Origin of the sequence: Streptomyces sp. NPDC052682 (genome assembly GCF_040678435.1) — a bacterium.
Taxonomy (GTDB): domain Bacteria; phylum Actinomycetota; class Actinomycetes; order Streptomycetales; family Streptomycetaceae; genus Streptomyces.
On record NZ_JBFATS010000019.1, the window covers coordinates 146,828 to 171,319 of the forward strand.

At 71.6% G+C, this 24,492-nt stretch carries 25 protein-coding genes and 7 tRNA genes; 10 read left to right on the top strand and 22 right to left on the bottom strand.

The window, feature by feature from the left end; translation table 11 throughout:
• Positions 1–19: 19 nt before the first annotated feature.
• The 4 genes from AB0K80_RS27445 to AB0K80_RS27460 form a co-directional block, all read right to left on the bottom strand.
• Positions 20–565, bottom strand: coding sequence for an HIT domain-containing protein (locus AB0K80_RS27445; protein WP_365674108.1), 546 nt, complete (start codon positions 563–565; stop codon positions 20–22).
• 86 nt (positions 566–651) lie between these two features.
• Entirely contained in the window at positions 652–2,628 is a 1,977-nt protein-coding gene (thrS, locus tag AB0K80_RS27450) for a threonine--tRNA ligase (protein ID WP_365674110.1), read from the bottom strand.
• A gap of 94 nt (positions 2,629–2,722) precedes the next feature.
• A complete protein-coding gene (locus AB0K80_RS27455; protein WP_365674112.1) occupies positions 2,723–3,943 on the bottom strand; it encodes a hypothetical protein in 1,221 nt (406 codons plus the stop codon).
• Positions 3,940–4,506, bottom strand: a complete 567-nt coding sequence (locus AB0K80_RS27460; RefSeq protein WP_365674114.1) for a DUF4365 domain-containing protein — start codon at positions 4,504–4,506, stop codon at positions 3,940–3,942. Before AB0K80_RS27460 ends, AB0K80_RS27455 begins: the two co-directional genes overlap by 4 nt.
• A gap of 168 nt (positions 4,507–4,674) precedes the next feature.
• On the opposite strand from AB0K80_RS27460, the gene AB0K80_RS27465 reads away from it, so the two are divergent.
• On the top strand, positions 4,675–5,400 hold the full coding sequence (locus tag AB0K80_RS27465; RefSeq protein ID WP_365674116.1) for a 3'-5' exonuclease: 726 nt from the start codon (positions 4,675–4,677) through the stop codon (positions 5,398–5,400).
• A 44-nt stretch (positions 5,401–5,444) separates the two neighbouring features.
• Here AB0K80_RS27465 and AB0K80_RS27470 read toward each other — a convergent pair.
• From AB0K80_RS27470 to AB0K80_RS27510, 9 genes are all read right to left on the bottom strand, one after another.
• A tRNA-Val gene (locus AB0K80_RS27470) sits at positions 5,445–5,516 on the bottom strand.
• Between the two features lie 39 nt (positions 5,517–5,555).
• Positions 5,556–6,002 (bottom strand): SRPBCC family protein, encoded by a 447-nt coding sequence (locus AB0K80_RS27475; protein ID WP_365674118.1) that lies wholly within the window; start codon positions 6,000–6,002, stop codon positions 5,556–5,558.
• Positions 6,003–6,042: 40 nt separating this feature from the next.
• On the bottom strand, positions 6,043–8,778 hold the full coding sequence (locus AB0K80_RS27480) for a Tat pathway signal sequence domain protein (protein ID WP_365674120.1): 2,736 nt from the start codon (positions 8,776–8,778) through the stop codon (positions 6,043–6,045).
• A 99-nt stretch (positions 8,779–8,877) separates the two neighbouring features.
• On the bottom strand, positions 8,878–9,477 hold the full coding sequence (locus AB0K80_RS27485) for a hypothetical protein (protein ID WP_365674122.1): 600 nt from the start codon (positions 9,475–9,477) through the stop codon (positions 8,878–8,880).
• A 12-nt stretch (positions 9,478–9,489) separates the two neighbouring features.
• Positions 9,490–10,383, bottom strand: a complete 894-nt coding sequence (locus AB0K80_RS27490) for a carbohydrate ABC transporter permease (RefSeq protein ID WP_365674124.1) — start codon at positions 10,381–10,383, stop codon at positions 9,490–9,492.
• A complete protein-coding gene (locus AB0K80_RS27495) occupies positions 10,383–11,381 on the bottom strand; it encodes a sugar ABC transporter permease (RefSeq protein ID WP_365674127.1) in 999 nt (332 codons plus the stop codon). The genes AB0K80_RS27490 and AB0K80_RS27495 overlap by 1 nt, the downstream gene beginning before the upstream one ends.
• The gene (locus tag AB0K80_RS27500) at positions 11,381–12,670 is read right to left on the bottom strand and encodes an extracellular solute-binding protein (RefSeq protein ID WP_365674129.1); all 1,290 of its coding nucleotides are present in this window, start codon (positions 12,668–12,670) and stop codon (positions 11,381–11,383) included. Before AB0K80_RS27500 ends, AB0K80_RS27495 begins: the two co-directional genes overlap by 1 nt.
• A gap of 966 nt (positions 12,671–13,636) precedes the next feature.
• A tRNA-Val gene (locus AB0K80_RS27505) sits at positions 13,637–13,711 on the bottom strand.
• A 79-nt stretch (positions 13,712–13,790) separates the two neighbouring features.
• The gene (locus AB0K80_RS27510; RefSeq protein ID WP_365674131.1) at positions 13,791–14,246 is read right to left on the bottom strand and encodes a TIGR02611 family protein; all 456 of its coding nucleotides are present in this window, start codon (positions 14,244–14,246) and stop codon (positions 13,791–13,793) included.
• Between the two features lie 191 nt (positions 14,247–14,437).
• On the opposite strand from AB0K80_RS27510, the gene AB0K80_RS27515 reads away from it, so the two are divergent.
• Together AB0K80_RS27515 and AB0K80_RS27520 are read left to right on the top strand one after the other, a co-directional pair.
• On the top strand, positions 14,438–14,851 hold the full coding sequence (locus AB0K80_RS27515; RefSeq protein WP_004002642.1) for an SsgA family sporulation/cell division regulator: 414 nt from the start codon (positions 14,438–14,440) through the stop codon (positions 14,849–14,851).
• A 277-nt stretch (positions 14,852–15,128) separates the two neighbouring features.
• Positions 15,129–15,689 (top strand): CGNR zinc finger domain-containing protein, encoded by a 561-nt coding sequence (locus AB0K80_RS27520; protein WP_365674133.1) that lies wholly within the window; start codon positions 15,129–15,131, stop codon positions 15,687–15,689.
• A gap of 94 nt (positions 15,690–15,783) precedes the next feature.
• Here the strand turns inward: AB0K80_RS27520 and AB0K80_RS27525 are convergent, their stop codons facing one another.
• Complete coding sequence (locus AB0K80_RS27525; protein ID WP_365674162.1) at positions 15,784–15,969, bottom strand: hypothetical protein; 186 nt, start codon at positions 15,967–15,969, stop codon at positions 15,784–15,786.
• 165 nt (positions 15,970–16,134) lie between these two features.
• The gene (locus AB0K80_RS27530; RefSeq protein WP_365674134.1) at positions 16,135–16,572 is read right to left on the bottom strand and encodes a hypothetical protein; all 438 of its coding nucleotides are present in this window, start codon (positions 16,570–16,572) and stop codon (positions 16,135–16,137) included.
• A gap of 204 nt (positions 16,573–16,776) precedes the next feature.
• Between AB0K80_RS27530 and AB0K80_RS27535 the strand changes: the two genes are divergently transcribed.
• Positions 16,777–17,301 (top strand): DsbA family protein, encoded by a 525-nt coding sequence (locus AB0K80_RS27535; RefSeq protein WP_365674136.1) that lies wholly within the window; start codon positions 16,777–16,779, stop codon positions 17,299–17,301.
• A 21-nt stretch (positions 17,302–17,322) separates the two neighbouring features.
• On the opposite strand, the gene AB0K80_RS27540 is transcribed toward AB0K80_RS27535, so the two are convergent.
• The 3 genes from AB0K80_RS27540 to AB0K80_RS27550 are packed head-to-tail and all read right to left on the bottom strand — an operon-like array spanning position 17,323 to position 20,063.
• Entirely contained in the window at positions 17,323–18,147 is an 825-nt protein-coding gene (locus tag AB0K80_RS27540) for a GNAT family N-acetyltransferase (protein WP_365674138.1), read from the bottom strand.
• A 54-nt stretch (positions 18,148–18,201) separates the two neighbouring features.
• Positions 18,202–19,023, bottom strand: a complete 822-nt coding sequence (locus tag AB0K80_RS27545) for an aminodeoxychorismate lyase (RefSeq protein WP_365674140.1) — start codon at positions 19,021–19,023, stop codon at positions 18,202–18,204.
• A complete protein-coding gene (locus tag AB0K80_RS27550; RefSeq protein WP_365674142.1) occupies positions 19,020–20,063 on the bottom strand; it encodes a chorismate-binding protein in 1,044 nt (347 codons plus the stop codon). The genes AB0K80_RS27545 and AB0K80_RS27550 overlap by 4 nt, the downstream gene beginning before the upstream one ends.
• A gap of 178 nt (positions 20,064–20,241) precedes the next feature.
• Between AB0K80_RS27550 and AB0K80_RS27555 the strand changes: the two genes are divergently transcribed.
• The 5 genes from AB0K80_RS27555 (at position 20,242) to AB0K80_RS27575 (ending at position 20,695) form a co-directional block, all read left to right on the top strand.
• Positions 20,242–20,314, top strand: a tRNA-Gly gene (locus AB0K80_RS27555).
• Positions 20,315–20,352: 38 nt separating this feature from the next.
• Positions 20,353–20,426: transfer RNA gene (locus AB0K80_RS27560), tRNA-Cys, on the top strand.
• A gap of 1 nt (position 20,427) precedes the next feature.
• Positions 20,428–20,499 (top strand) — tRNA-Val (locus AB0K80_RS27565).
• 18 nt (positions 20,500–20,517) lie between these two features.
• Positions 20,518–20,589, top strand: a tRNA-Val gene (locus AB0K80_RS27570).
• Positions 20,590–20,623: 34 nt separating this feature from the next.
• A tRNA-Val gene (locus AB0K80_RS27575) sits at positions 20,624–20,695 on the top strand.
• 72 nt (positions 20,696–20,767) lie between these two features.
• Here AB0K80_RS27575 and AB0K80_RS27580 read toward each other — a convergent pair.
• The 4 genes from AB0K80_RS27580 to AB0K80_RS27595 form a co-directional block, all read right to left on the bottom strand.
• Positions 20,768–21,055 (bottom strand): zf-TFIIB domain-containing protein, encoded by a 288-nt coding sequence (locus tag AB0K80_RS27580; RefSeq protein WP_365674144.1) that lies wholly within the window; start codon positions 21,053–21,055, stop codon positions 20,768–20,770.
• A 78-nt stretch (positions 21,056–21,133) separates the two neighbouring features.
• Positions 21,134–22,072: an aminoglycoside phosphotransferase family protein gene (locus AB0K80_RS27585; protein WP_365674147.1), complete on the bottom strand. Its 939-nt coding sequence runs from the start codon at positions 22,070–22,072 to the stop codon at positions 21,134–21,136.
• A 366-nt stretch (positions 22,073–22,438) separates the two neighbouring features.
• Complete coding sequence (locus AB0K80_RS27590; protein WP_365674149.1) at positions 22,439–22,636, bottom strand: hypothetical protein; 198 nt, start codon at positions 22,634–22,636, stop codon at positions 22,439–22,441.
• 197 nt (positions 22,637–22,833) lie between these two features.
• Complete coding sequence (locus tag AB0K80_RS27595) at positions 22,834–23,109, bottom strand: hypothetical protein (RefSeq protein WP_365674151.1); 276 nt, start codon at positions 23,107–23,109, stop codon at positions 22,834–22,836.
• 197 nt (positions 23,110–23,306) lie between these two features.
• Here AB0K80_RS27595 and AB0K80_RS27600 point away from each other — a divergent pair.
• The coding region (locus AB0K80_RS27600) for a serine/threonine-protein kinase (protein WP_365674153.1) at positions 23,307–24,492 on the top strand (1,186 nt) is incomplete at its 3' end.

The window sequence follows — 24,492 nt, forward strand, 5'->3', positions numbered from 1 at the left end:
GGGTTCCGCCCGGGCCTGGTTACGAAGGCCAGGCCTCCGCCAGCATCTTCCTGGTGTCGGCCAGCAGCTGCGGCAGCACCTTGGTGTGGCCGACCACCGGCATGAAGTTCGTGTCGCCGCCCCAGCGCGGCACGATGTGCTGGTGGAGGTGGGCCGCGATGCCCGCGCCGGCGACCGAGCCCTGGTTCATGCCGATGTTGAAGCCGTGGGCGCCGGAGGCGGTGCGCAGGGCCGTCATCGCCTGCTTGGTGAGTTCGGCGAGCTCGGCGGTCTCGGCCGTCGTGAGGTCGGTGTAGTCGGCGACGTGCCGGTAGGGCACGGTCATCAGGTGGCCGCCGTTGTACGGGTACAGGTTGAGCACCGCGTACACCTGCTCGCCGCGCCTGACGATCAGTCCGTCCTCGTCGGACTTGGCCGGGATCGAGCAGAAGGGACAGCCGTCGTCGGCGCCCGGGCCGCTCGGCTTGCCCTCACCCTGGATGTAGGCCATCCGGTGGGGCGTCCACAGGCGCTGGAACGCGTCCTGCGTCCCCACTCCGATCTGCTGCTCCGGCTCACTCGTCATACGTGCAGCATATGGCGTTCGCCCAGGGGGCAGGGCAAGGCCCCCGGCGGGACGACCGCACCGGGGGCCTTCGCGCGCCCTGCCGCTCAGAGCTGCGCCCGCTCCTGCACGACCTTCGCGATCTTCTCGATCGCCTCGTCGAACGGGATGCCGTTCTCCTGGGAGCCGTCGCGGTAGCGGAAGGACACGGTGTCGTGTCCCATGTCCTCGTCGCCCGCGATGACCATGAAGGGCACCTTCTGCTTCTGGGCGTTGCGGATCTTCTTCTGCATCCGGTCCGAGGAGGAGTCCACCTCGACCCGCAGGCCCTTCTTCTTCGCCGCCGCGGCCCACTTCTGCAGGTACTCGACGTGCGCGTCGCCGATCGGGATGCCGATCGCCTGCACGGGGGCCAGCCAGGCCGGGAAGGCGCCCGCGTAGTGCTCCAGCAGCACCGCGAAGAAGCGCTCGATCGAGCCGAACAGCGCACGGTGGATCATGACCGGGCGCTGCTTGGAACCGTCGGCCGCGGTGTACTCCAGGTCGAAGCGCTCCGGCAGGTTGAAGTCGAGCTGGATCGTCGACATCTGCCAGGTCCGGCCGATGGCGTCCTTGGCCTGGACGGAGATCTTCGGGCCGTAGAAGGCGGCGCCGCCCGGGTCGGGAACGAGGGGCAGGCCCTGCTTCTCGGCGACCTGACGGAGGGTCTCGGTGGCCTCCTCCCACGCCTCGTCCGAGCCGACGAACTTCTCCGGGTCCTTGGTGGACAGTTCCAGGTAGAAGTCGGTCAGGCCGTAGTCGCGCAGCAGCTCCAGGACGAAGGTGAGCAGCTTGTCGAGCTCCTCGGACATCTGCTCGCGCGTGCAGTAGATGTGCGCGTCGTCCTGGGTGAAGCCCCGGGCCCGGGTCAGGCCGTGCACCACGCCCGACTTCTCGTACCGGTACACCGTCCCGAACTCGAACAGCCGCAGCGGCAGTTCGCGGTACGAACGCCCCCGCGCGTCGAAGATCAGGTTGTGCATCGGGCAGTTCATGGGCTTGAGGTAGTAGTCCACGCCCTCGTCGAGCTGCATGGGCGGGTACATCCCGTCGGCGTACCAGTCCAGGTGGCCCGAGGTCTCGAAGAGCTTCCCCTTCGTGGCGTGCGGGGTGTAGACGAACTCGTAGCCCGCCTCCTCGTGCCGCTTGCGGGAGTAGTCCTCCATGACCCGGCGGATGATGCCGCCCTTGGGGTGGAAGACGGCGAGGCCGGAGCCGATCTGCTCCGGGATGGAGAACAGGTCGAGTTCGGCGCCCAGCTTGCGGTGGTCGCGCTTCTCGGCCTCGGCGAGGAAGTCCAGGTACTGCTTCAGCTCGTCCTTGGACGGCCAGGCGGTGCCGTAGATGCGCTGGAGCATGGGGTTCTTCTCGCTGCCGCGCCAGTAGGCGGCCGCGTTGCGCATCAGCTTGAAGGCCGGGATGAGCCGGGTGGAGGGCAGGTGCGGACCGCGGCACAGGTCCTTCCAGCACAGCTCGCCGGTCTTGGCGTCGAGGTTGTCGTAGATGGTCAGCTCGCCGGCGCCGACCTCGACGTCCGCGCCGTCGTCGCTGGAGGCGGAGCCCTTCAGGCCGATCAGCTCCAGCTTGTACGGCTCGTTCGCCAGCTCCTCGCGGGCGGCCTCGTCGGTGACCACACGGCGGGAGAACTTCTGCCCGCGCTTCTGGATCTCCTGCATCTTCTTCTCGATGGCCTTGAGATCCTCGGGCGTGAACGGCTTGTCGACGTCGAAGTCGTAGTAGAAGCCGTCCTTGACCGGCGGGCCGATGCCGAGCTTGGCCTCGGGGAACAGCTCCTGCACGGCCTGCGCCATCACGTGCGCGGTGGAGTGGCGCAGGATGTTCAGGCCGTCCTCGGAGGAGATCTCGACGCCCTCCACCTCGTCACCGTCGGACAGCTCGTAGGCGAGGTCCTTGAGCTCGCCGCCCACCCGCGCGGCGATGATCGAGCGCTCGCCGGCGAAGAGCTCGGCGGCCGTAGTGCCCGTCGTCACCACGCGTTCTTCCCGCTCGGAATCGCGTTGGATGATCACACGGACGTCTGACACCGGTCTCTCCTGACTGAAGGGCGTACCCCATCGCAGGGCAATGGAGTATTAGTGACCCTCGGATCGTACCGACCCGCGAGGGCCGACCGCGAAATCAGTCCCCGCACTCTCCCCCGCGGGCCTCCTCGAAGAAGGCCGCCGTCTCGGAGTACTCCTGCAGCGACTTCATCAGCCGGTCCCGTTCCGCGTCGTCCACCTGTACGGGGACGACCCCGTGGGCCCCGGTCAGCCGCCGGAAGCCGCCGCGGCTGTCCAGCCGTCCCTGTACCCGCACCGGCAGCCCCGCCAGGTGCGCGTGCCCGGCGATGCGGTACGCCTCCTCGTCCAGCGTGATCCTCAGGTACGGCACCTCGGCCCCGGCCAGCACCCGCAGCCGCACGGTGCCCTCCCCGCGCGGCCCCGGCCTGCGCATCCGCACGACCGCCCCGGTGACCCGCACGGGTACACAGGGCTCCTCGCGGCGGTAGCGGGCGCCCGCCCGGCGCAGCACGGGCAGGTCACCCGGGGAGAACTCGACGGGCTCGCCGGAGGCCGCGCAACCCTGCGGGACACCGGCCGCCGGGGCCCACTCGACGGCGATCCGGGCGCCCTCGGTGCCCTGGACGAGGGCGACGATCGCCTCGGTGAGCTCGTGGCTGACGCCCGCCTCGACGGCGCCGTCGAAGGCGTCCATGCCGCCGGTGGCGCGCTGGTAGTCGACGGCCTCGCGGGCGGCGTACAGGGCCTGGTGGAGGCGTACGGCCAGCGGGCGGCCGGCGGCCACGGGCACCAGGGCGGTGAGGCGGCCGTCCTCGGCGGAGCCCACCAGGACGTGCTCCAGGGACGCGGCGGCGGCGCGGCGGTGCCGGGCACCGTGGTAGCCGGCCCGGGCGCGCACGGCGAGCGCTCCGGCGAGCAGCATCCGGCGGGCGGCGGTGCGCAGCCGCTCGTCCGCGAGCCAGGGGGCGGCCCCGCCCGGGCCGGTGGGCACGTCACGCCACCAGCGGATCTCGTCGCTCGGCACGGCGAGGCGGACCAGGACCTCGCGCGCGCAGGGCAGGCCGCTGCGGGACAGGGCGAGCAGGGCCTCCCCGAGCAGGTCGTCGCAGTCGGGGAAGCTACGGCTCTCGGGCACGAGCAGGCTCAGGCCGGCTCCGCCGGGCCCGGGCGGGGTCCAGCGGCCGTAGCGTCCGGGGGCGCCGCCGCGCCGCCGCCAGCCGTGCCGGTGCAGCAGGGCGCCCAGCACGGCGGGGTCGATGTCGCCGGGGTCGGGCACGGACTCGGCGGGGTGCGGCCGTACGGTGCGCAGGGTGTGCTGCGCCGGGCGGTGCGTCACGGTGTCCCTCCCGTCCCGACCCGCGTCATGATCTCGCACAGCGCCCGGTCGTCGAAGATGCGTGCGGTCGGTATCCGCACGGTGGTGCGGCGCCGGCCGGTGACCGGGTGTCCGGCGAGGTTGGTCCAGTAGCAGCAGTGCCGCAGGTCGAGCCGGTCGTGGCCGGCGCGCAGCCAGTCGTCCGGGGAGCGCGGCACGAGCATCACGACGAGGATCTTGTGCACCGACACCGGGGTGCGGGCCAGCTTGGCCAGGTGGTCGTTGTCGAGCGTGAAGGAGAAGAAGCGGCCCGGCGGGTTCGGCGGGACCTGGTAGGTGGCCTTGAGCTGGACCTTGATGGTGACCTCGTCGTCGACCGTGTGGCCGGGCGCGCTGTGGCTGACGTGCCAGTCGATGCCGTTGTCCGGAAAGGGCTGGGACAGCGAACACCCCGCGGCGGCCGCGACGGCGTGCAGATAGCCCACCTGGAGCGTCTCCATGCAGGCGGTGGTGGCGAGAGAGCCGCGGGAGGGAGCCGTGCGCTCGGGCAGCAGCCCGCCCCGTTCGGGCTGCGCTACGGCCATGGCCAACAGCCTTCCAGAACAAGTCGATCCTCGCTGCGGACCCGTGAACCGGAGGGGTCCGTAGTCCTGTTGTGTCCTTCCGGCGTACGGTGCAAACAGCCCGGGTATCACCGAATCGGGCAGCGGACGGTGCGTCAACTGCCGACGGTGATCGAGGGGTTGTTGGGTATGACGTGCTGGTACGAAGGGCCGCTGGCCGCTTTCGACACGGAGACGACGGGCGTGGACGTCGAGACCGACCGGATCGTGTCGGCCGCCGTCGTCGTCCAGGACGCCCCGGGCATCCGGCCGCGGGTCAGCCGCTGGCTGGTGAACCCGGGGGTGCCGGTGCCCGCCGCGGCGACGGAGGTGCACGGGCTGACGGAGGAGCATCTGCACCGCAACGGCCGCTGGCCGGCGCCGGTGATGTACGAGATAGCCGAGGCGCTGGCCGAGCAGGCGCACCACGGCCGTCCGCTCGTGGTGATGAACGCGCCGTTCGATCTGACGCTGCTGGACCGCGAGTTGCGCAGGCACCGCGCCTCCTCGCTCAGCCGCTGGCTGGAGTCGGCGCCGCTGTTCGTCCTCGACCCCCGGGTCCTGGACAAGCACCTGGACCGCTACCGCAAGGGCCGCCGCACCCTCACGGACCTGTGCGCGCACTACGGCGTCGCCCTGGAGGACGCGCACGACGCGGCCGCCGACGCCGTGGCCGCGCTGGAGGTCACCCGGGCGGTGGGCCGCCGGTTCGCGTCCCGGCTGGAGCGTCTCTCCCCCGGCGAGCTGCACACCCTCCAGGCGGTGTGGCACGCGGCACAGGCCCGCGGACTGCAGGCCTGGTTCGCCCGCACCGGCGCGGAGGAGGAGGTCGACCCGGCCTGGCCCCTGCGCCCGGAGATGCCGACGGCGGCCTGAACAGACGAAGAAGCCGGTCCGCAACTGCGGACCGGCCTGTCCGGTGGGCGATACTGGGATCGAACCAGTGACCTCTTCGGTGTGAACGAAGCGCTCTCCCGCTGAGCTAATCGCCCGGGAACGCACTGAACAATACAGGTCCCGGCAGGCATCCTTCAAACCGCTGCCAGGTGCCGGGCGAGGCCGCGCCGCCCGGCCCGCATCATCAGCGCGTGATTGGCGGCGAACAGCCACCGCCCCGGCACGGCGAGCCGGCGCAGCAGCGGCCTGCGGACCACGACCTCCTGGTCGTAGCGGGCGAGCGTGCCCGGCACCCGGGCCGTGAGGGTCCAGCGCGCCCACCCCTCGATGTCTCCGGACAGCTCCGCCTCCAGGACCCCGGCCGCCGGATCATGCCGCCGCTCGCGCATCACCGAGGTCAGGTCGAACGGCAGCACGGACCGGATGCGGATCACCCCGCTGGTGTCGTCGAGCCGGGTGACCTCCCGCACCTGCGGCCACCAGCGCGGATAGTCCTCGACCCGCTCCAGCGCCTCGTACACGGCCGGGACGGGCGCGGGCAGCGCCCACAGACTGCGGAATCGGTAGTGGTTCCAGTCCATGGGCCGAGTGTGCCCGGCGCCCGCCTCCGCTCACCTGCGGCTACGGCATCCTGTCCCCCAGCAGGGCGAGGTTCTCGATGGCGGCCAGGCCGTACAGCGAGGTCTCGTTGGTGGAGATCCAGGGCGCCTCGCTCCCCGGCACCAGCGTGAGCGGGCCGCCGAGCTTCTCGGTCTTCCAGGGAGCCGACTCCTTGTAGCCGTCGGAGTTGTAGAACTTCTCCCACGCGCGCTTGGCCAGCTTGGCGTCGCCGGTGCGCACGGCGGCGTACGCGTCGAGGCGCGAGTGGCCCTGGAACAGCAGGAGGTTGCCGAAGTCGGAGCCGTAACGGGCCTTCTGCTCGGCCTTGGTGGCGTTGAAGTAGCGGCAGTAGTCGACGTACGCCTCGTTGAACTCCGGCATGTCGACCAGGTCGATGAGCTCGGCGCACAGCTCGTTGAGGCCGAAGACCGCCGACAGGTGCGAGACGTCGACCTTGGGCTGGGCGGCGACGGCGAACCTGCCGGTGTCGAGGTCGTACAGGCCGCTGCCCTGGACGAAGCCGTTGGGCTGGGCGGCGATGGTCTCCATGGTGGACAGCACACGCGCGCGTGCCTTCTCCCACTTGGGTCCCTTGCGCTCCCACTCGGTCAGCCACGCCGAGACCAGGCCGGACCAGTCCGTGCCGAAGCCGATCGACAGGGCGTGCCGGTCGGGCGTGTACGGCTCGGTACGGATCTTGCGCAGCGGGTCGAGGGCGAGGAACGTCTCGTCGGAGTCCACGTTGGCGTGCATCAGGTCGCCGACGCGCTCGTCCGCGGTGAGGAAGTAGTAGAAGCGGCGGTACGTGGTGTTGGCGATGCGCTGCTGTTTGGCGCTGTCGGCGAAGTGCTGCACCCCGTGCCGGGTGCCAAGGCCCGCCCAGGTGCCCAGGTGGTACACGTCGACCTCGCCGGTGTGCCGGGTCATGGCCTCGGCGAAGCGGAAGATGTCGGCGCGGCCGGAGCGCAGGTACGCGTACCACAGCCACAGGTCCGGCGAGAGCTCGGAGTTGTCCCAGGCGTAGCCGCCGACGTCGTAGCGCCACTGGTGCCGGACGCTGTCGTAGGTGTGCATGATGTCGCCGTAGTCCCAGAAGCCGTACCACCGGCGCATCTCCACCTGGTCCTGGTAGTAGGTGAAGAGGAAGTCGAGGTGGTCCTCGATCTTCGCCTTGGCCGGGGTGGAGCGGTCAGGCTCGGAGAACAGGCCCTTGCCGAAGACCCCCGCCTTGATCAGCTGCCTGGGCGGAGCGGCGAGCTGGGGCAGCACGCGCACGGCCTCGACCTGCTCGGCGAGCTTGTCGGCGCTCGGAGTGGACTCGTTGGCCCAGAACAGCAGCTCGGAGGTGCGGGCGATGCCGTACGGGGTGCCGAAGCCGGGCTCGTAGTCCTCGTAGGTGATGTTGAGGCCCTCGATCTGCTCCGGGTAGGTGTCCTGGCCCATGCCGTCGTGGTAGAAGCGCAGGTCCATCGGCTGCGCCTCGGGCGACCAGAGCCAGAGGGTGACCTCGGCCTCGTCGGTGTGGGCGCCCCGGATGTCGAGCTGGGCGGGGAACTTCTCCCAGAAGTCGCGCAGGCCGAAGGAGAGGCCGCCGCTGACCCCGCCGACGTACCCGAAGCCGGAGGCGCGCCGGCCACCGCCCGCGGCGATCCAGCCGTGGCCCTTCTTGGTGCGCTTGCGCACGGTGAAGCCGTCGGCGGACAGCTGGGAGAGGGTGTAGTCGCCCCACTCGGGGATGTACTGCAGCCGGGTGGTGACCCGCTGGTCCCAGGTGGACGGGTCCGGCAGCTTCCGGCCCTCGTACTGGGCCTGCTGGACGGCGGCGCCGGGGTCGCGGCGCAGGCCGGTGATGCCCTTGACGGCCTCGCGCAGCAGGCCGGTGCCCTCGCCGCCGATCCGGATGTGACGGTCGTAGGACTCGTCGCGCATCGGCACGGTGAAGCGGACGCCGATGCCGCGGATGAAGTCGCCGGACGCCTTGCCCGCCTCCTGCTTCCCGTCGTAGGTGAGGGTGTGCACCATGCGGAAGGAGTCGGCGCCCGCGTAGAAGTACAGGCGCAGGGAGAACGGCAGCCAGCTGCGGTCGCCCCTGCGGTGCTTGCCGTCGACGCGGACCACCGCGCGGACCGGGCCCTCCTGCTCGACCTGGACCTTGGAGACGGCCCCCTCGAAGCGTTCGGTCCTGACCGTGCCCTGGTCGCCGTCCTCGACCTCGGGCTGGCGGATGAGGACGAGCCGGCCGTTCCTGGCGATCTCCGTGGAGCCCCGGGTGACCGACTTGACGATCGTGGCACCGGACTTGCCGATCCTCGTCGTGATGACGCCGGTGGAGACGGTGATCGTGCCGCCGCCGGTGTCGACGGTGACCTTCTTCTCGGGCGCGGCGGGGGTCCCCGCGGTCAGGGTGAGCTTGCCGTTGCCCGAACTGACCGCGTGGGCGGTCCACTTCAGGGAGCCGTCGGGCCAGTACGCGAGCGGCCAGGACTGGACGGGGACGGCCTTGCCGTCGGCGTCCGTCAGCGCGAAGGTCTGGTCCTCCTGGTGGACGCCCTTGGGCCAGGGGACGCCGACCGTGGAGCCGGGGGCGGCGCCGAGGCCGCCGTCCTCCAGCCAGTCCAGGGTCACCGGGTCGGCGTCGGCGGGCTCGGCTCCGGGGGCCGCCGAGGCGTCCTGCGCCCCCAGCGCCCAGCTGAACTGGGCGGCGGCTCCGGCGACGGCGGCTGCCTTCAGGAGGGACCTGCGGGGGATGGGAGACATGGCCTTTCCTTTCCGTGCGGGGTGCAGGGGGGATGTCAAGGGCATGACAGACGTAGGCGCGGCGCCGGGGCGCCGGCCCGGGTGGGAGGGCACCGCCCGTCAGCGGTGCCGGTACCGCTCCTCGACGGCGACGGCCGCCGCCGCGACGGCCCCGAGCACGGGGACCGCCAGCGGGGTGGCGAACCAGGCGGACACGGCGACCACGGCCAGCCCGCCCACCAGCAGGAACGACCCGGCGGGGTCGAGCACGGTCCGGCGCCAGGACTCGGCCAGCAGCACGCGCCAGCGGGCACCGGGTGTCCAGACCGCCGCCGCCCGCAGCCCGGCCACGGCCAGGCCGATCAGCGCGCACACCCCGACGGCGCCGACCAGCGGCCCGCCGGGGACACCGGCCCGCACGGCCCGCACGTCCACCCAGACGACGGCCAGCGCGGCCCAGCCGGCGAGCCCGGCGAGCCACCCGCCGCGCACGGCCGCACGGAAGTCCGCCGCGAACTGGCGCCAGCCGCCGCCCTGGTGGGCGGTGCGGCGGCGCAGATGCCGGGCGCCGGCCGCGAACGCGGCGGGCCAGGTGACCCCGCCCAGCGAGGCCACCGCGATCCACACCCCGGTCAGCAGACACTCGGCGAACACCGCGAACCGCTCGAGGAAGGGGGACTCCCCCCGTGCCGGGGAGATCTTGGCGCGTGCCTGGGCCATGCCGGACTCCCCTCAGCCCTTCAGGCCGGATGTGGCCATGCCGTCGATCAGATACCGCTGGAAGGCCAGGAAGAAGGCCAGCACCGGCAGCAGGGCGACGAGCGACATGGCGATCATGCCGCCGTAGTTGGCCACGGCCTCCTGGTCGACGAACATCTTCAGGCCCAGGGAGACGGTGTACTTGTCCGGCTCGTTGAGGTAGATCAGCGGCCCCATGAAGTCGTTCCACGCGTTGATGAAGGTGAAGATCGCGCTGGTGATCAGGGCGGGCCGGCACAGCGGCAGCACGATCGACCAGTAGATGCGCAGGTGCCCGCAGCCGTCGAGACGTGCCGCCTCGTCGAGCTCCTTGGGCAGGTTGCGCATGAACTGCACCATCAGGAAGACGAAGAACGCCTCCGTGGCCAGGTACTTCCCCAACAGCAGCGGGGTGTACGTGTTGATCATCTCCAGGTTGCGGAACAGCACGTACTGCGGGATCAGCAGCACGTGGTACGGCAACAGGAGGGTGCCGATCATCAGCGTGAAGAGCAGATTGCGGCCCGCGAACCTGATCTTCGCGAAGGCGTAAGCCGTCAGCGAGCAGGAGATCAGGATCCCGATCACCGAACCGACCGCGAGGAAGATCGAGTTCATGAAGAACGTGGAGATCGGGATGTCCGCGATGCCGTCGGCGAGGCTCGTGTAGTTGGACAGCGCCGGGTCGCCCGGGAACAGGTCCAGGCTGCCGATGATGTCGCCGCTCTCCTTGAAGGAACCGCCGATCAGCCAGATCACGGGATAGAGGATCACCGCCAGGATCAGCAGGGACCCGAGGTGCCAGGCGAGGGAACCGGGCAGCTTGTGCCGCAGGCCGCCCGCCCTGGGGGAGGCGGCGGGCTTGAGGTCGGTGGCGGGTGCGCTCATCAGGCGCCCTCCTCGTAGTGCACCCAGCGCTTCTGGGACCAGAACAGCACGGCCGTCACCAGGGCGACGGCGAGGAGCAGCATCCAGGCCATGGCGGAGGCCAGGCCCATCCGGCTGTTCTCGAAGCCCTGGACGTAGAGGTAGCAGGTGTACACCATGGAGCCGTCCGCGGGACCGCAGGCGTTGCCTCCGGCGCCGCCGCCGACGATGTACGCGGAGCTGAAGATCTGGAAGGAGTGGATCGTCTCCAGCAGGACGTTGAAGAACAGCACCGGCGAGATCATCGGCAGGGTGATGTTCCAGAACCGGCGCAGCTTGCCCGCCCCGTCGACCTCGGCCGCCTCGTACAGCTCGCGCGGGACCTGCTTGAGGCCGGCCAGGAAGATGACCATGGGGGCGCCGAACTGCCAGACGGTGAGCGCCACCAGGCTGTAGATGATCATGTCCGGGTCGCCGGCCCAGCCGCCGACGTGCACGCCGAAGAGCTTCTGCGTACGGTCGACGATCGCGTCGTCCGAGAAGATCGCCTTCCAGACGATCGCGACGGAGACGCTGGCACCGATCAGCGACGGTGCGTAGAACGCGGCCCGGTAGAAGGCCTGTCCGCGCCGCTTCTGGGCCAGGAGCAGCGCCACACCGAGGGCCAGCAGCAGCTTCAGCGGCGTACCGACGACGACGTACCACAGCGTCACCTGCACCGAGTGGCGCCAGCGCGGATCGCCGAACATCTCCGAGAAGTTGTCCAGGCCGATCCACCGGGGCGCGTCGAACAGGTTGTAGTCGGTGAAGGCGAAGTAGAGCGAGGCGACCATCGGGCCCGCCGTGAGCAGCAGGAACCCGGCGATCCACGGGGACATGAAGAGATAACCGGCCAGGTTCTCCCGGCGCCGCCGCCGCTTGAGGGCGGCGGGGCGCTCGGACTTCACCGGACCGTGCCGCGGCTCGGAGTCCTTCGACAGGCCCTCCATCGCAGGGGCGTGTGTCACGGTGGTTCCCATCAGCTGCCGAGAGCCGTCTTCGACTCGGTGAAGAACTGCTTGACGGCATCCGCCACCGACCGCTTCCCCAGGGCGAGTTCCTCGCCGATGCGCAGGAACGCGGCCTCGCAGATGTCCGCACCGTTCGGGTGCGGGGTGATGGGCTCCAGGACACCCGCCTTGACGAGGGACTCCTCGTAGGCGGCTATCGCCTGGTTGACGGGGTCGGTCGGCTTGTACGCGTCGTACTGGGCCTGCGTGGCGGGCACGCCGCGGTCGTACCCCATGATCTTGGCGACCTCGGGGTCGTGCACCATGAAGTTGATGAACTGGGCGACTTCCTTGGGGTGCTGGGTGCGCTTGGACGCACTGAGCATGAGCGAACCGAGGTACTGGCCGGTCTTCTTGCCGTCCGTGGTGGGGATGGGAGCCAGGCCGTACTCGCTCTTGCCCTCGGCGGTGTAGCGGACGGTGAAGTTGTCCCAGGTGAACTCGCCGCCCGAGAGTCCGGCGGCGAGCGCCGACTTGGGCTTGATCTGAGCGACCTTCTTCTGATCGGCGTAGATGCCCTCCTCGACCCCCTGTTCGGCCTTCGTCCACCAATCCGTCAGGTCCGCCTCGGCGAAACCGAGTCCGGACTCGGTGAAGAACGCCTTTCCGTTCTGACGCAGGTACAGGTCGTAGAGGTACATGATGTTGTACGGGCCGGTGTCACCGGCGCGTCCCGTCCTGTCGCGGATCTTCTTCATCGCCGCGTGGTAGTCGTCCCAGGTCCAGCCCATCTCCGGCTTGACGCCGGCCTTGGTGTAGACGGGCTTGTCGATGACCAGGGCCATCGAGTTGGAACCGACCGGGACACCGAGGAGCTTCCCGTCGATCTCGCCGAACTTCTCAAGACCGGCGCGGAATCCGTCCATGGAGAGGTTGCCCGCCTTGACCTGCTCGCCGAGGTCGAGCAGCACGTTCTTCGCGTCGTATTTACGAAGGAACCCGATGGCATTCTGGAAGACGTCCGGCGGATTTCCGCCCGAGGCCTGGGTGTTGAACTTCTTCCAGAAGTCGAGGTAAGGCTGGAAGTCCGTCTTGACCTTGATCTTCGGGTACTTCTTCTCGAAAAGCTTGATGGTCTTGTTGATTCTCTGGGCGCGGTCCTCGGCTCCCCACCACGCGTAACGGATCGTCACCGTCCCGTCCCCCGAGGCCCCGTCGCCGCCACCGCAACCGGTGGTCGCGGCCAGCCCCAGCGTGGCTGCCGTGGCACCCGCGGCCTTCAGGACCGTACGCCTCTCCACATTTCCGCCGGTTCCCACCGTTGGACCTCCCCGCACGTCGTCCCGCTTGCGTGAATCGTTTCAAGTAAGCGCTTGCTGGCACAAGGTACGGAGGGGCTGAGGGTGCGTCAATGATTCGGACAAGAATTTCTTACCGAGCGGGGCGGTGGTCCGGCGCGGTGGGGTGCCCGTGCGGTGGATGCTGCGGGGCGATGGCGCAGGTGAGGGGTGCGTGCTCGGTGTACCGAACATGGCTCAGCTGACCACCTGCGCGACCGAAACGTGAGGGTCGGTGACGTGGGCAGGGCCTCGCGGACCGGGGAGTGTGCCCGGAAGGCGGCGGCAGCAGGGCGAGTCTGCCGGGCGCGCGCCGGAGGGCGAACGGACCTGGCAGGAAGGGGGCTGAGGTCGGCGGCGACGGGTGGACCAGGAGCGGCTTCTCCGCGCCGGACGGCCGACTTGGGTCGTCTCCCGGTCGTCGATCCGGCAGGACCGGTGCAACCAGGCAGCACGACACAGGCGGCCATGCACCCCCCGGGTGGCTACCGGGAAAACGACGGGCACACCGGGCCGCAGCCGCCGAAGAGCTCGCTGCCACCGGGCCCACGGAAGGCGAGCACGCGGGTCGGCAAGTCGCCGGGGCCGGGCTACCACGGCACGAGCGCCCCCAGCGGGGACCGCCCCCACCCGCCGCAGCGAGCATCCACCGGGCGCGCCGGAACGCACGCGCCGACGCCGGGGCCCAGGCCCCCAGCGCGGTCCCCTACCGCAACGACCACCCACGGGCCCCACCAGCCGGACGCGGTCCTCGCGGGCGGGGCGCCGGAGGGCCGTTCGCAGGAGCACGAAACGGCGGCGGCGCGCCCGTGAAGCCCGGCGGGCAGCCTGCCGAGGCCGACCACCAGGACAGGCGGTGTGCCACGACCACAGTCCGTTACCGGCCCAGGCGACAGGTTCCGCACACGACAGCGGCCCACCTGCACTGTCGCAGGTGGGCCGCTGTGCTGGTGGGCGATACTGGGATCGAACCAGTGACCTCTTCGGTGTGAACGAAGCGCTCTCCCGCTGAGCTAATCGCCCGGGCACAGGAAGAACATTACCCCATGTCAGGGGGTGCCTGTGACCAGCGCGGGCCGGACAGCGGCACCCCTGCGGCGCCTCACTGGTCCTCGATCTTCCACGGCATGACGAAGCCGAACTTCCAGACGTAGATCCCGACGAGCACGGCCACGATCACCAGACCGACCGAGGTCAGGATGATGTTGCGGCGGCGGACCTTCGGATCCAGGGCCCGCTGCGCCGCCTCGGTGACCTTGCGCTTGGTCCAGCGCAGCACCAGCTGGGCCCAGACGAACTCGGTCGCCCAGATCGCCATGCCGCCGAAGATCACGACCCAGCCCGGCCCGGGCAGCGGCAGCATGATGACGCCGGCCGCCACGACCGCGAGCCCGATGACGAAGACGCCGACCTGCCAGCTCAGGTGCAGCATGCGGCGCGCCTTGACGAATTCCGGCGCCCGCGAGCCGAGCCCCCGATGCTCGCTGTGCACCTCGTCCGACCTCGTTTCGTCCGACGCCACGGCCACCTCACCCGGCCTGTTACTCCCCGTATTCATACGGCCAAACACTACCGGAGCGAAACGACTCACCGGAATGGCGGCAGGACGCGTAGGATCTCTGGTCCGGAAGAGTTACATAAAGGCACGCAAAACACGCAGAGGGGTTTACAACGGCACCGTAGGTGGCATGTCGATTTCGCCGACGTGCGAATCCCCGAGCGCACACTGAGCGAAAGGCCCTGGCGCTTATGAACACCACGGTCAGCTGCGAGCTGCACCTGCGCCTCGTTGTGTCGAGCGAGTCCTCCCTGCCTGTTCCCGCAGGCCTGCGGTACGACACGGCCGACCCCTACGCCGTGCACGCCACCTTCCACACCGGAGCCGAGGAGACCGTCGAGTGGGTGTTCGCCCGCGACCTCCTCGCCGAGGGACTTCACCGCCCCACGGGCACCGGCGACGTCCGCGTCTGGCCGTCGCGCAGCCACGGTCAGGGCGTCGTGTGCATCGCCCTGAGCTCCCCGGAGGGCGAGGCCTTGCTCGAGGCCCCCGCACGGGCCCTGGAGTCCTTCCTGAAGCGGACCGACGCCGCCGTGCCGCCCGGCACGGAACACCGGCACTTCGACCTCGATCAGGAGCTCTCGCACATCCTGGCGGAAAGCTAGGGAGAGGCCCCGCGAAGCCGCCCGGCGCCGTCGACTCGGGGAGACGGCTCGGGCCAGTACAACCGCATACGGTGAGCACCGGCGCCTTCCGCTGAGCGGGGGGCGCCGGTGCTGTCCGGTTCCGGCTCCGCCCGCTCCCGGCCGGGAACCGCGGCGGTCGGCACCGCGTTGTATTCGAAGCCGTGTGCGGGCCGACGGGGCTGGATGCCCGTCCGAGCCGTTACCATCGGCCAGCATCGGCGGGCGCCCGCCCGACCCCCAGGCCAGGGAGCGAAACGTGCTGATCACCCACGACACCCGGTGCGCCCTCGACACCGTGGTGGATCTGGTGAACACCGCACCGGAGGACGACGCGACACCGGACGGGCTGCCGGATGTGGCGGCTCTCGAGGATTTCGTGCGCAATCACGACATCAGTGATGTCGGGGTGCTCTCCGAGTTCGACCTCTCGGCGGTGCGCAAGGTGCGCGGCCGGTTCGCGGCCGTCTTCGCGGCTCCCGACGCCCGGACCGCGGCCGGACTGATCAACGAGCTGATCGCCGCGGCGGGGACGACGCCCCGGCTCACGGACCACGACGGCTACGACTGGCACGTGCACTACTTCGCCCCCGGCGCCTCCGTCGCGGATCACCTGGCCGCCGACTGCGGGATGGCGCTGGCGTTCTTCGTGGTCGCCGGGGAGCAGGAGCGGCTGCGGCGCTGTGAGGCGCCCGACTGCCGGCGGGCCTTCGTCGATCTCTCCCGCAACCGGTCGCGCCGGTACTGCGACAGTCGTACCTGCGGAAATCGCCTGCACGTCGCCGCCTACCGGGCGCGGCGCAAGGAGGCGGCGGGCTGATCCCCGCCTTCCCTGGGACCGCCCCGCGGACAGACCACCGGCCACGGGGTCCGGCGCGGTCCCGGCGGGTGGCGCCGGGGACCGCGGGTTCGGCTCACAGCAGCAGCAGGTCGTGCAGCGCGGCCATGAGCAGCAGGCACCCGATCACCGCCAGAAAGATCATCAGCGGCGGCTGGGACAGGGCGAAGAGGCAGCCGCGCGGTTCGTCCCGCGGCGGCGTGGCCTTGGTCTGTGTGGTGTCCAGCATCTCGTCGGCGATGATGGCGCATTCGGCACACACGAGGCGATCAGCACACTGGTGACGAACGGGAGTGCCCCGGTTTCCGTGAGGTCCGGGTCAGATTGCGATCATCTCCGCACGATCCAGGACGCACTGTGTTGTTTCAGCCCGTCACGGGCAGCCCGTCCCGCGGCTCGTCCTGCGGCCGCCGCGGCCCCCACTCCTTCATATGCCGTGCTTCTTCAGGATCGCCTCGATGTCACTGAAGTCGTCGTCGCCCCCGGACGCCGCCGTCGGCCGGGCGGCCGGGCGGGTGCCCTGTCCCAGGGAGGGCGCCGAGGCCGCCGGAGCCACCGCCTCACGCTCGGCGGCCGCCCGGGCCGCCCTGCGCTCCCGGCGGGTGCCGCCCCGGCGGCGCTCCACGACGCGGGTCGTGGTGAACAGCGCCCACGACACTCCGAGCACCCCGAACCCCGCCCAGGCCGTCGGGCTGAACGCGGTGTCCGCCAGCCAGTCGACCACGCCGGTCATCACCAGGCCGAGGGGGACGAGGGCGTAGGCGGCGATGCGGGCCGCCGCGAGGAAGCGTTTGCGGTAGGCCGTCACCGCGGCGATGCCCAGGCCTGCCGCGGACACGGCGGAACAGACGGTCTCGGCAATCATCCGGTCCTCCAGGCAGGCTCGTCGGGCGGCAGGCACGTCGCCTCTTCCATCGTGCACCTCGCGCCTGCCGCAGACCATGCTCCGGCCGGACATCAGGGACATCTCCGGGTCGGCTCCTCCCTGGGTGCCGGTGCGGACGTACGACCGGCGGCCGGGCCAGGTCCGATTCGGTCGCCGGCGGACCGGGCTGGAAGACTGGGGGTCATGAACGACTCCTCCCCCGACCGTCCCACCGTCCCCGTCCTGGAGGTCTGGTGCGAGCTGCAGTGCCCGGACTGCCGCACCGCCCTGGACGACCTGCGCGCCCTGCGGGCCCGCTACGGCGACCGTCTGGAGCTGCGGCTGCGGCACTTCCCGCTGGACAAGCACCGGCACGCCTTCGCCGCCGCCCAGGCCGCCGAGGAGGCCTGGGCGCAGGGCCGGGGGTGGCCGTACGTCGAGGCCGTGCTGGAGCGGGTCGAGGAGCTGGACCGTAAGGGAGAGCCCTTCCTGGTCGAGGTCGCGCGGGAACTCGCACTGGACGCCGAGGAGTTCGACACCGCGCTGATCGACGGCCGGCACATCCTGGTCGTGGACGCCGACCAGGCCGAGGGCAAGGCCATCGGCGTGACCGGCACTCCCACGTATGTCATCGGCGGCGAGCGCCTGGACGGCGGCAAGAGCCAGGAGGGGCTGCGCGAGCGGATCGAGGAGATCGCCGACCGGCTGCTGGCCGGGCAGCAGGCCTGACCCGGTCCTGGCTCCGCCGCGTCACAGCAGCGGCTTGTACAAGGCGTACAGCGTGGTCTCGTAACCGAGGGACTCGTACAGGCGCTCGGCCGGGGTGTTGCCCGCGAAGACGTTGAGGCCGATGGTGCGCTCGCCGGCGGCGATCGCCTGGGCCTCGGCCAGCAGCATGAGCGTACGGCCGTGCCCCTTGCCGCGGTGGCCGGCCGCGGCCTCGACGTCGTAGACGAAGGCGCCGTCGTCACGCAGCGCCAGCCACAGCGTGCCCACGCGCGTGCCCTGGTGTTCCAGGACGCTGATGAGCATGCCCGGCGTGGCGCGGCCGTCGGGCAGCAGGGTGGCGTGGTCCCGCTCCGACTTGGCCCGGGCCTCGGCCTCCGGCACCCCGCGCTCGATCCAGGACTGGGCGTAGTCCTTCACACCCTGTGCCAGCCAGGGCCCGAACTCCTCCTGCGTCATGGGCCGGGCGCGGCTGCCCGCCGGGAGGACCGGCGGGGTGTCGGCGAGCGGTTTGGCCAGGTTGCGGTTGCGTACGGCGTACCCGAGCGCCGTGGCCAGGCGGAACGCCTCCTGGGCGGCGGCGGGAACGGACGCCTCGATGCGCCGGCAGCCCCAGCCGCGGGCGACCTCCTCGGCGGCGAGCGCGGCCACCGTGCCCCGGCCGCGCCGGCGGTCCGGCTCCTCGATCCGCAGGTCGAGGATGCGCGCGACGGCGGGGCCGAAGACGGGGTGGGTGGCCAGGTGTATCGCACCCACGGGACGGCTGTTCACGCATACCTGGTAGCGGCGTGAACGCGTGCCGTCGGCGTTCTGCTGGAGCGGCTCTGCCGGCCGCAGGGTCGTGGTCATCAGGGGTGTTCTACCCGCTGCGGCGCCCCGGGGCAGCCGAATATCCGTGGGCCGTCACGGATCGAGGTCGTCGCCGGACCGCTCCTCGAAGATCCGCATGGCCTTGGCGGTCACCGGCCCCGGCGCGCCGGGCAGTTCCCGGGCGTCGACGCGGTGCACGGCCTGGACGTCGCGCAGGGTGGACGTCAGGAAGATCTCGTCGGCCCGCTCCAGGACGTCCAGGGGGAGGTCGGTCTCCTTGGCTCCGGTCCACTCGATGGTCAGCGCGCGCGTGACGCCCGCGAGGCAGCCGGAGGACAGCGGCGGGGTGTGGATCTCGCCGTCCAGGACGACGAAGACGTTGGAGCCGGTGCCCTCGCAGAGGCGGCCGACGGTGTTGCCGAACAGCGCCTCGGACGCGCCCTGCTGGTGGGCGCGGGCCAGGGCGACGACGTTCTCGGCGTACGACGTGGTCTTCAGGCCGGTCAGCGCGCCGCGCTCGTTGCGGGTCCAGGGCACGGTGATCACGGCGGTGGAGTCCGGGCGCCGACCGGTCTCGCCGAGGGCGACCACCAGGGTCGGGCCGTGCTCGCCGCGGTCGGAGCCCAGCGGGCCGTGGCCGCCGGTGTAGGTGATGCGCAGCCGGCCGAGCGGCATCGGGTTGGCCTCCAGGACGGCGTCGCAGGCGCGGCGGACCTCGTCGAGGTCGGGGTCGGGCAGACCGAGGCCGCGTGCCGAACGGGTGAGCCTGTCGAGGTGCCGGGTCAGCGCGAACGGACGGCCGTCCACCGCCTTCACCGTCTCGAAGATGCCGTCGCCCACGGTCAGTCCGTGGTCGAAGACGGAGACGCGGGCGGAGTCGAGGTCCTGCAACCCGCCGTCGAGCCAGATCTTCACGTGAGAGTCCCTTCGCTCACCTCGTACGCCCCCGACGCTACCGCGAGCAGCCGGGACGCCTTCAGCTCGGTCTCCCGCCACTCCCCCTCGGGGTCGGAGCCCCAGGTGATGCCGGCGCCGGTGCCGAAGCGCAGCAGGCCCTCCCGCCGGTCGATCCAGAAGGTGCGTATGCCGACGGCCAGCTCCCCGACGCCCCGGTCCGCGTCGACCCAGCCGATGCCGCCGCAGTACGGGCCCCGGGGTGCCGTCTCCAGGGCCTCGATGATCCGCAGGGCGCTCGACTTGGGCGCGCCGGTGACGGAGCCGGGCGGGAAGGCGGCGGCGAGCAGCTCCGGCCACCCGGCGCCGTCCCGCAGCTCGCCCCGCACCGTCGACACCAGGTGCACGAGCCCGGGATGCTTCTCGACGACGCACAGTTCCGGCACGGTCACGCTGCCGGTGGCGCAGACCCGCCCGATGTCGTTGCGGACCAGGTCCACGATCATCACGTTCTCGGCGTAGTCCTTCTCCAGCAGATCGGCCTCGGTGCGCCCGGTGCCCTTGATCGGCCCGGACGTGACGACCCGCCCGTCCCGGCGCAGGAACAGCTCGGGAGAGGCGGTGGCGATCTCCACACCGTGCCGGGGCAGCCGCACCGTTCCGGCGTACGGCGCCGGGTTGCCGCGCGCCAGCAGCGCGGTGAGCGCGTCCACGTCGGCGCCGGGCTCGACGGGCGCGGACAGCACCCGGCAGAGGTTGGCCTGGTAGACCTCGCCGGCCGCGATGTGCCGGCGGATCCGCCGCACGGCCGTCGTGTACGCGTCACGGTCGAGCGAGGACGTCCAGTCGCCGGCGGCCGGCCCGCGCCAGGCGCCCGGCACCGGGGCGGGCACGGACTCCTCCCGTACGTCGCGGAACCGAGCGCAGGTCAGACGGCCCTCGAAGTCCGCGCACACGGCCCAGAAACCGCTGGAGTCCAGGGCCGCGGGATCGTCGGTGACGTCGAGGAGCCCGGTGGCGACACGGTCGCCGAAACGGGCCAGAGGAGGGAGGTCGAGCACGCTGTCGAGTCTATGGCGGGTGTCCCGCAGGTGACCTTGCCGTGTCCCTTCACAGGCCCTGACCAGGCAGGCGAGCAGGCACACCGCAGCACGCTGCACAAACGCGTTTTTGTACTGGCCCCGGAATCCGCTAGAGTTCAACACGTCGCCGGGCCGCGCGAGCGGACCGAAACGACAGGCGGACGTAGCTCAGTTGGTAGAGCGCAACCTTGCCAAGGTTGAGGTCGCGAGTTCGAGCCTCGTCGTCCGCTCGAGGAAACAGGGGATCGTCCCGGTCCCCTACACTCCTGGTGGAGTGGCCGAGAGGCGAGGCAACGGCCTGCAAAGCCGTCTACACGGGTTCAAATCCCGTCTCCACCTCCAAGGACGATTAGCTCAGCGGGAGAGCGCTTCCCTGACACGGAAGAGGTCACTGGTTCAATCCCAGTATCGTCCACTGGATCTTCGGATCCCCGCGCGATTAGCTCAGCGGGAGAGCGCTTCCCTGACACGGAAGAGGTCACTGGTTCAATCCCAGTATCGCGCACGCAGCATCCATGATCTTCGGATCATGGTCCCGAGGACGATTAGCTCAGCGGGAGAGCGCTTCCCTGACACGGAAGAGGTCACTGGTTCAATCCCAGTATCGTCCACACCACACCGCAGCCCCCGGCCGTCTCGTACGGCCGGGGGCTCGGTCGTGTCCGGGGGCGTCCGGGTTCCTGTCAGGACGAGAAGAGCATGTGGCCAAAGCTCTTGTGGCGGCGGTGGCCGTAGTGGTGGTCGTGGCCGCCGTGCGGGGCGCCCCACGCCGGGGCCGGCGGGGCCGGCGGGTAGGCCTGCGGGGCGGGCGGGGGCGGCGGGCCGGGCTGGGACCACTGGGCCTCCAGGCGGGTCAGCGCCTCCAGCTCGCCGTAGTCGAGGAAGATGCCGCGGCAGTTGGCGCACTGCTCGATCTGGACGCCGTTGCGGTTGTAGGTGTGCATCGGTGCGTGGCACTTCGGACACTGCATGTCGTCTCCACTCCTCGCGGTCGGTCCCGCTGCGCGGGTCGCCAGGACAGACTCTGTCCGGCTGCCGTCGGTTGCACCCTACGTCGGGTTCCCCCGCGTCAACGGCGGTGGTACGGACGCCATGCGCGCGCAGGCGTCGACGAGGCACTGTTCCACCTCGTCCAGGGGACGGCCGGCCGCTGCGGCCTTGGCGATCGCCCGGGCGGCGCTCTGCACGGTCAGGGCACGGGCGGGGACGTCCAGGGCGGCCCAGGGATCGCCGTGCGCGGGGACGGCCGGGCCGCCGGCCGCGCGGTAGGCGGTCAGGAAGCGGTCCCACTCGCCGGGCGGGAGCAGGCCGCAGGCGTACCAGGCGGCCGGGCGGGCCAGGTCCCAGGCCGGGACACCGGTGCCGAGGTCGTCGACGTCGATGAGCAGCCACGGGCCCTCGGGGGCGGGGTGGCGGACGAGCTGGCCGAGGTGGAGGTCGCCGTGGCACAGGGTGGCGGTGTCCGGCATGGGCGCCTCGGCCCGGGCCCAGGCGGGCAGGGCCGCCCAGGCGCGCAGCACGGGAGCGGTGGCAGGGTGCGGGCCGGTCTCCCTCAGGCGGGCCACGGCCCGGGCCGCCTCGGCCGGGCCGCGTGCGGTGGGCAGGCCGGCGGGGGCGGGCGTGCGGTGCAGCCGGGCGAGGAGGGCGGCGGCGGCTTCCCAGGGGGCCCGGTCGGGGTCGTCCGGGTCCACGGGGGTGCCGTACGGCCAGAAGGTCACGAGGCGGCCGTGCAGGTCGACCGGCGTCGGGTGGAGCGGGGGCAGCAGGACGCCGGGGACGCCGGCGGCGGTGGTGAGGCGGCGGGTCAGTGCGGCGGGGTCGGTGTCCGGGGCGTGGGCCTTGGCGACGGTGTGCCCGTGGCGGACGAGAAGGGCGTCGGGGCGGTCGGCCAGGGTGGTGGTGATCCCGCAGGGGCACGCGGCTGCGCGGGTGTGGGCCGCGGCTGTGAGCCGGGCGGTGAGCTCGGGGAGCAGGCGGGACGTGATCACGGGGCTCCCTGGGGGCGGGTGGTGAGGGAGAGGGTACGGGGTCGCCGGGCTCGGCGAGTGCGGGCTGGTGGGTGGCGCTTGGGCCCCGTCGGGTGGCGCGTACGGCCTGACCGGACGGGACGCGATGGCGGGCGGACCGCGGCCTGCGCGTGCACGGTCCTCGGCCCCTCAGCCCGCTCGCCGCGGCCGCCGGGAACGCCACGCGGCGGTCGGTCGGCGTACGGCACGGGTACCCGGGGCAAAGCAATGCCGGCGCAGCTCCCCAGCTGCGCCGGCATCTGTGCCGTCCGCCGCACCCCCGTCCCCACGGGGTTTCATGGGTGGATGTCCCCGCCCGGACCGCTCTTCCGGGCCTGGGGTCGCCGCTCAGCGCCCCAGCATCACGCCCACGGACGACGCCTGTGTGGCCACCGTCTCCCAGCCGTCGAAGACGACGAGGAGCAGGGCCGCCAGGGGAAGGGCCATCAGCGTCGCCACCAGGGGGTGGCGGCGGCCCGTACGGCGGGGGCGGAACGCCGTGTGCTCCCGCGCGCGGATCAGTGTCCGCGGTGCCGTGTAGGCCATGGTCCCTCTCCTGACCGTCTTGGTTGTCGTCGGCAGCGGCGGGTGTCTGACCTCGGGGGACGAGTGCTGCACCCGCCGCTTGACCTCAAATCTAGGCGTCCGGCGCCTGCCGGGCGTCATGCCCTCGTACCGCTTGCCGGGCCTCCCGGAGGATGAGCCGTGACCTGCCGAGTACTCCCCTGGGTGGAGACGGGGACCTAGGTCTCAGGGTCTTCCCGGAAGGGGCGCCCGCTGTGCCCCGCTTTCTCCGAGCCGTCCTCCCGCGGCACCGGCTGCTCCACGAGGGCCAGCACCCGGTTCGCCATGAAGCGGGCCGTACGTACCACAGTTCCGTTGCGCGTGACTTCGCTCACTTCCACCACGCCCCGGCGCACCGCCGTCTCCACCCGGCGGCCCGCCCTGCTCGCCACCACCTCATATGTGCGCGTCGTGTCCCCGGCGTCCACAACAATCTCCACACGATCACCGTTCACGGGTTCAACTCCCCCTTCGTCGGCGGGTGGTCGGCGTCACCGAGGGTGCGAACCCGCCCTGTCCGCGCGCCCCCTGACCACTCTTCAAGTGTCCCACCCGGCACTGACAATCCGCCGGGCCGAGAGGGCGCGGCCTCTGCGCACGGGCGGCCGCGGAAACGTAAGCTGGGCCACGTCACACGGACCGGGCAGCGGGGATGGACATGGCGATGATGCGCCTGAGGCGCGAGGACCCGCGCGTCGTCGGCTCGTTCAAGCTTCACAGACGGCTCGGCGCGGGCGGGATGGGCGTGGTCTACCTGGGCTCCGACAAGAAGGGGCAGCGGGTCGCACTGAAGGTCATCCGGCCTGACCTGGCCGAGGATCAGGAGTTCCGGTCGCGGTTCGCCCGTGAGGTGTCGGCCGCGCGGCGGATCCGCGGCGGGTGCACGGCACGGCTGGTGGCCGCCGACCTCGAGGCGGACCGGCCGTGGTTCGCCACCCAGTACGTGCCGGGGCCGTCGCTGCACGACAAGGTCGCCGAGGAGGGGCCGCTGTGCGCGGCCGAGGTCGCCGCCATCGGGGCCGCCCTGTCGGAGGGGCTGGTCGCCGTGCACGAGGCCGGGGTCGTGCACCGGGACCTGAAGCCCTCCAACATCCTGCTGTCCCCGAAGGGGCCGCGGATCATCGACTTCGGCATCGCCTGGGCGACGGGCGCCTCGACGCTCACGCACGTCGGCACCGCGGTCGGCTCCCCCGGCTTCCTCGCCCCGGAGCAGGTGCGCGGGGCGGCCGTCACGCCGGCCACCGACGTGTTCTCGCTCGGCGCCACGCTCGCCTACGCGTCGACGGGTGACTCGCCCTTCGGGCACGGCAGTTCCGAGGTGATGCTGTACCGCGTGGTGCATGAGGAGCCGCAGCTGCACGGCGTACCGGACGCGCTGGCTCCGCTGATCCTGGCCTGTCTGGCGAAGGACCCCGAGGAGCGGCCCAGCACCCTCCAGCTGTCGCTGCGGCTCAAGGAGATCGCCGCCCGGGAGGCGCAGGGCCTGGCCGACGTCCGGCCCCCCGCGCCGCGTGCCGCCGAGGCGGACCGGCCCACCGGGCGGCTCGCCGACACCTACCCCGAGCGCGCCCAGCGCTCCGGGCGTCCGCAGGGGACGGGCGGGCACGGCACTCCCCCGCCGCGTTCCGCCGGGGCGCGGGGCGGGACGCCTTCCCGGGGCGGCGCACGCGGCGCGACCCCGGCGCGCGGGGGCGGTGCGCCCCGGGATGCCGCCGCGTCGCGCGGCGGTGCCTGGCGGGGCGGCGGGGGGGGGGCCCGGGGCCCGGGGGGGGGCACACCCGCCTCGCGAGGCCCGACCCGGTGCGGGGGCGGCAGCCGTCCGGCCCCGCGCCGCGGTG

Coding starts and splice junctions, on each gene's coding strand:
- AB0K80_RS27445 (WP_365674108.1), bottom strand. CDS start 565: ATGACGAGTGAGCCGGAGCAGCAGATCGGAGTGGGGACGCAGGACGCG.
- AB0K80_RS27460 (WP_365674114.1), bottom strand. CDS start 4,506: ATGGCCGTAGCGCAGCCCGAACGGGGCGGGCTGCTGCCCGAGCGCACG.
- AB0K80_RS27465 (WP_365674116.1), top strand. CDS start 4,675: ATGACGTGCTGGTACGAAGGGCCGCTGGCCGCTTTCGACACGGAGACG.
- AB0K80_RS27475 (WP_365674118.1), bottom strand. CDS start 6,002: ATGGACTGGAACCACTACCGATTCCGCAGTCTGTGGGCGCTGCCCGCG.
- AB0K80_RS27480 (WP_365674120.1), bottom strand. CDS start 8,778: ATGTCTCCCATCCCCCGCAGGTCCCTCCTGAAGGCAGCCGCCGTCGCC.
- AB0K80_RS27485 (WP_365674122.1), bottom strand. CDS start 9,477: ATGGCCCAGGCACGCGCCAAGATCTCCCCGGCACGGGGGGAGTCCCCC.
- AB0K80_RS27490 (WP_365674124.1), bottom strand. CDS start 10,383: ATGAGCGCACCCGCCACCGACCTCAAGCCCGCCGCCTCCCCCAGGGCG.
- AB0K80_RS27495 (WP_365674127.1), bottom strand. CDS start 11,381: ATGGGAACCACCGTGACACACGCCCCTGCGATGGAGGGCCTGTCGAAG.
- AB0K80_RS27510 (WP_365674131.1), bottom strand. CDS start 14,246: ATGAATACGGGGAGTAACAGGCCGGGTGAGGTGGCCGTGGCGTCGGAC.
- AB0K80_RS27515 (WP_004002642.1), top strand. CDS start 14,438: ATGAACACCACGGTCAGCTGCGAGCTGCACCTGCGCCTCGTTGTGTCG.
- AB0K80_RS27530 (WP_365674134.1), bottom strand. CDS start 16,572: ATGATTGCCGAGACCGTCTGTTCCGCCGTGTCCGCGGCAGGCCTGGGC.
- AB0K80_RS27535 (WP_365674136.1), top strand. CDS start 16,777: ATGAACGACTCCTCCCCCGACCGTCCCACCGTCCCCGTCCTGGAGGTC.
- AB0K80_RS27540 (WP_365674138.1), bottom strand. CDS start 18,147: ATGACCACGACCCTGCGGCCGGCAGAGCCGCTCCAGCAGAACGCCGAC.
- AB0K80_RS27580 (WP_365674144.1), bottom strand. CDS start 21,055: ATGCAGTGTCCGAAGTGCCACGCACCGATGCACACCTACAACCGCAAC.
- AB0K80_RS27590 (WP_365674149.1), bottom strand. CDS start 22,636: ATGGCCTACACGGCACCGCGGACACTGATCCGCGCGCGGGAGCACACG.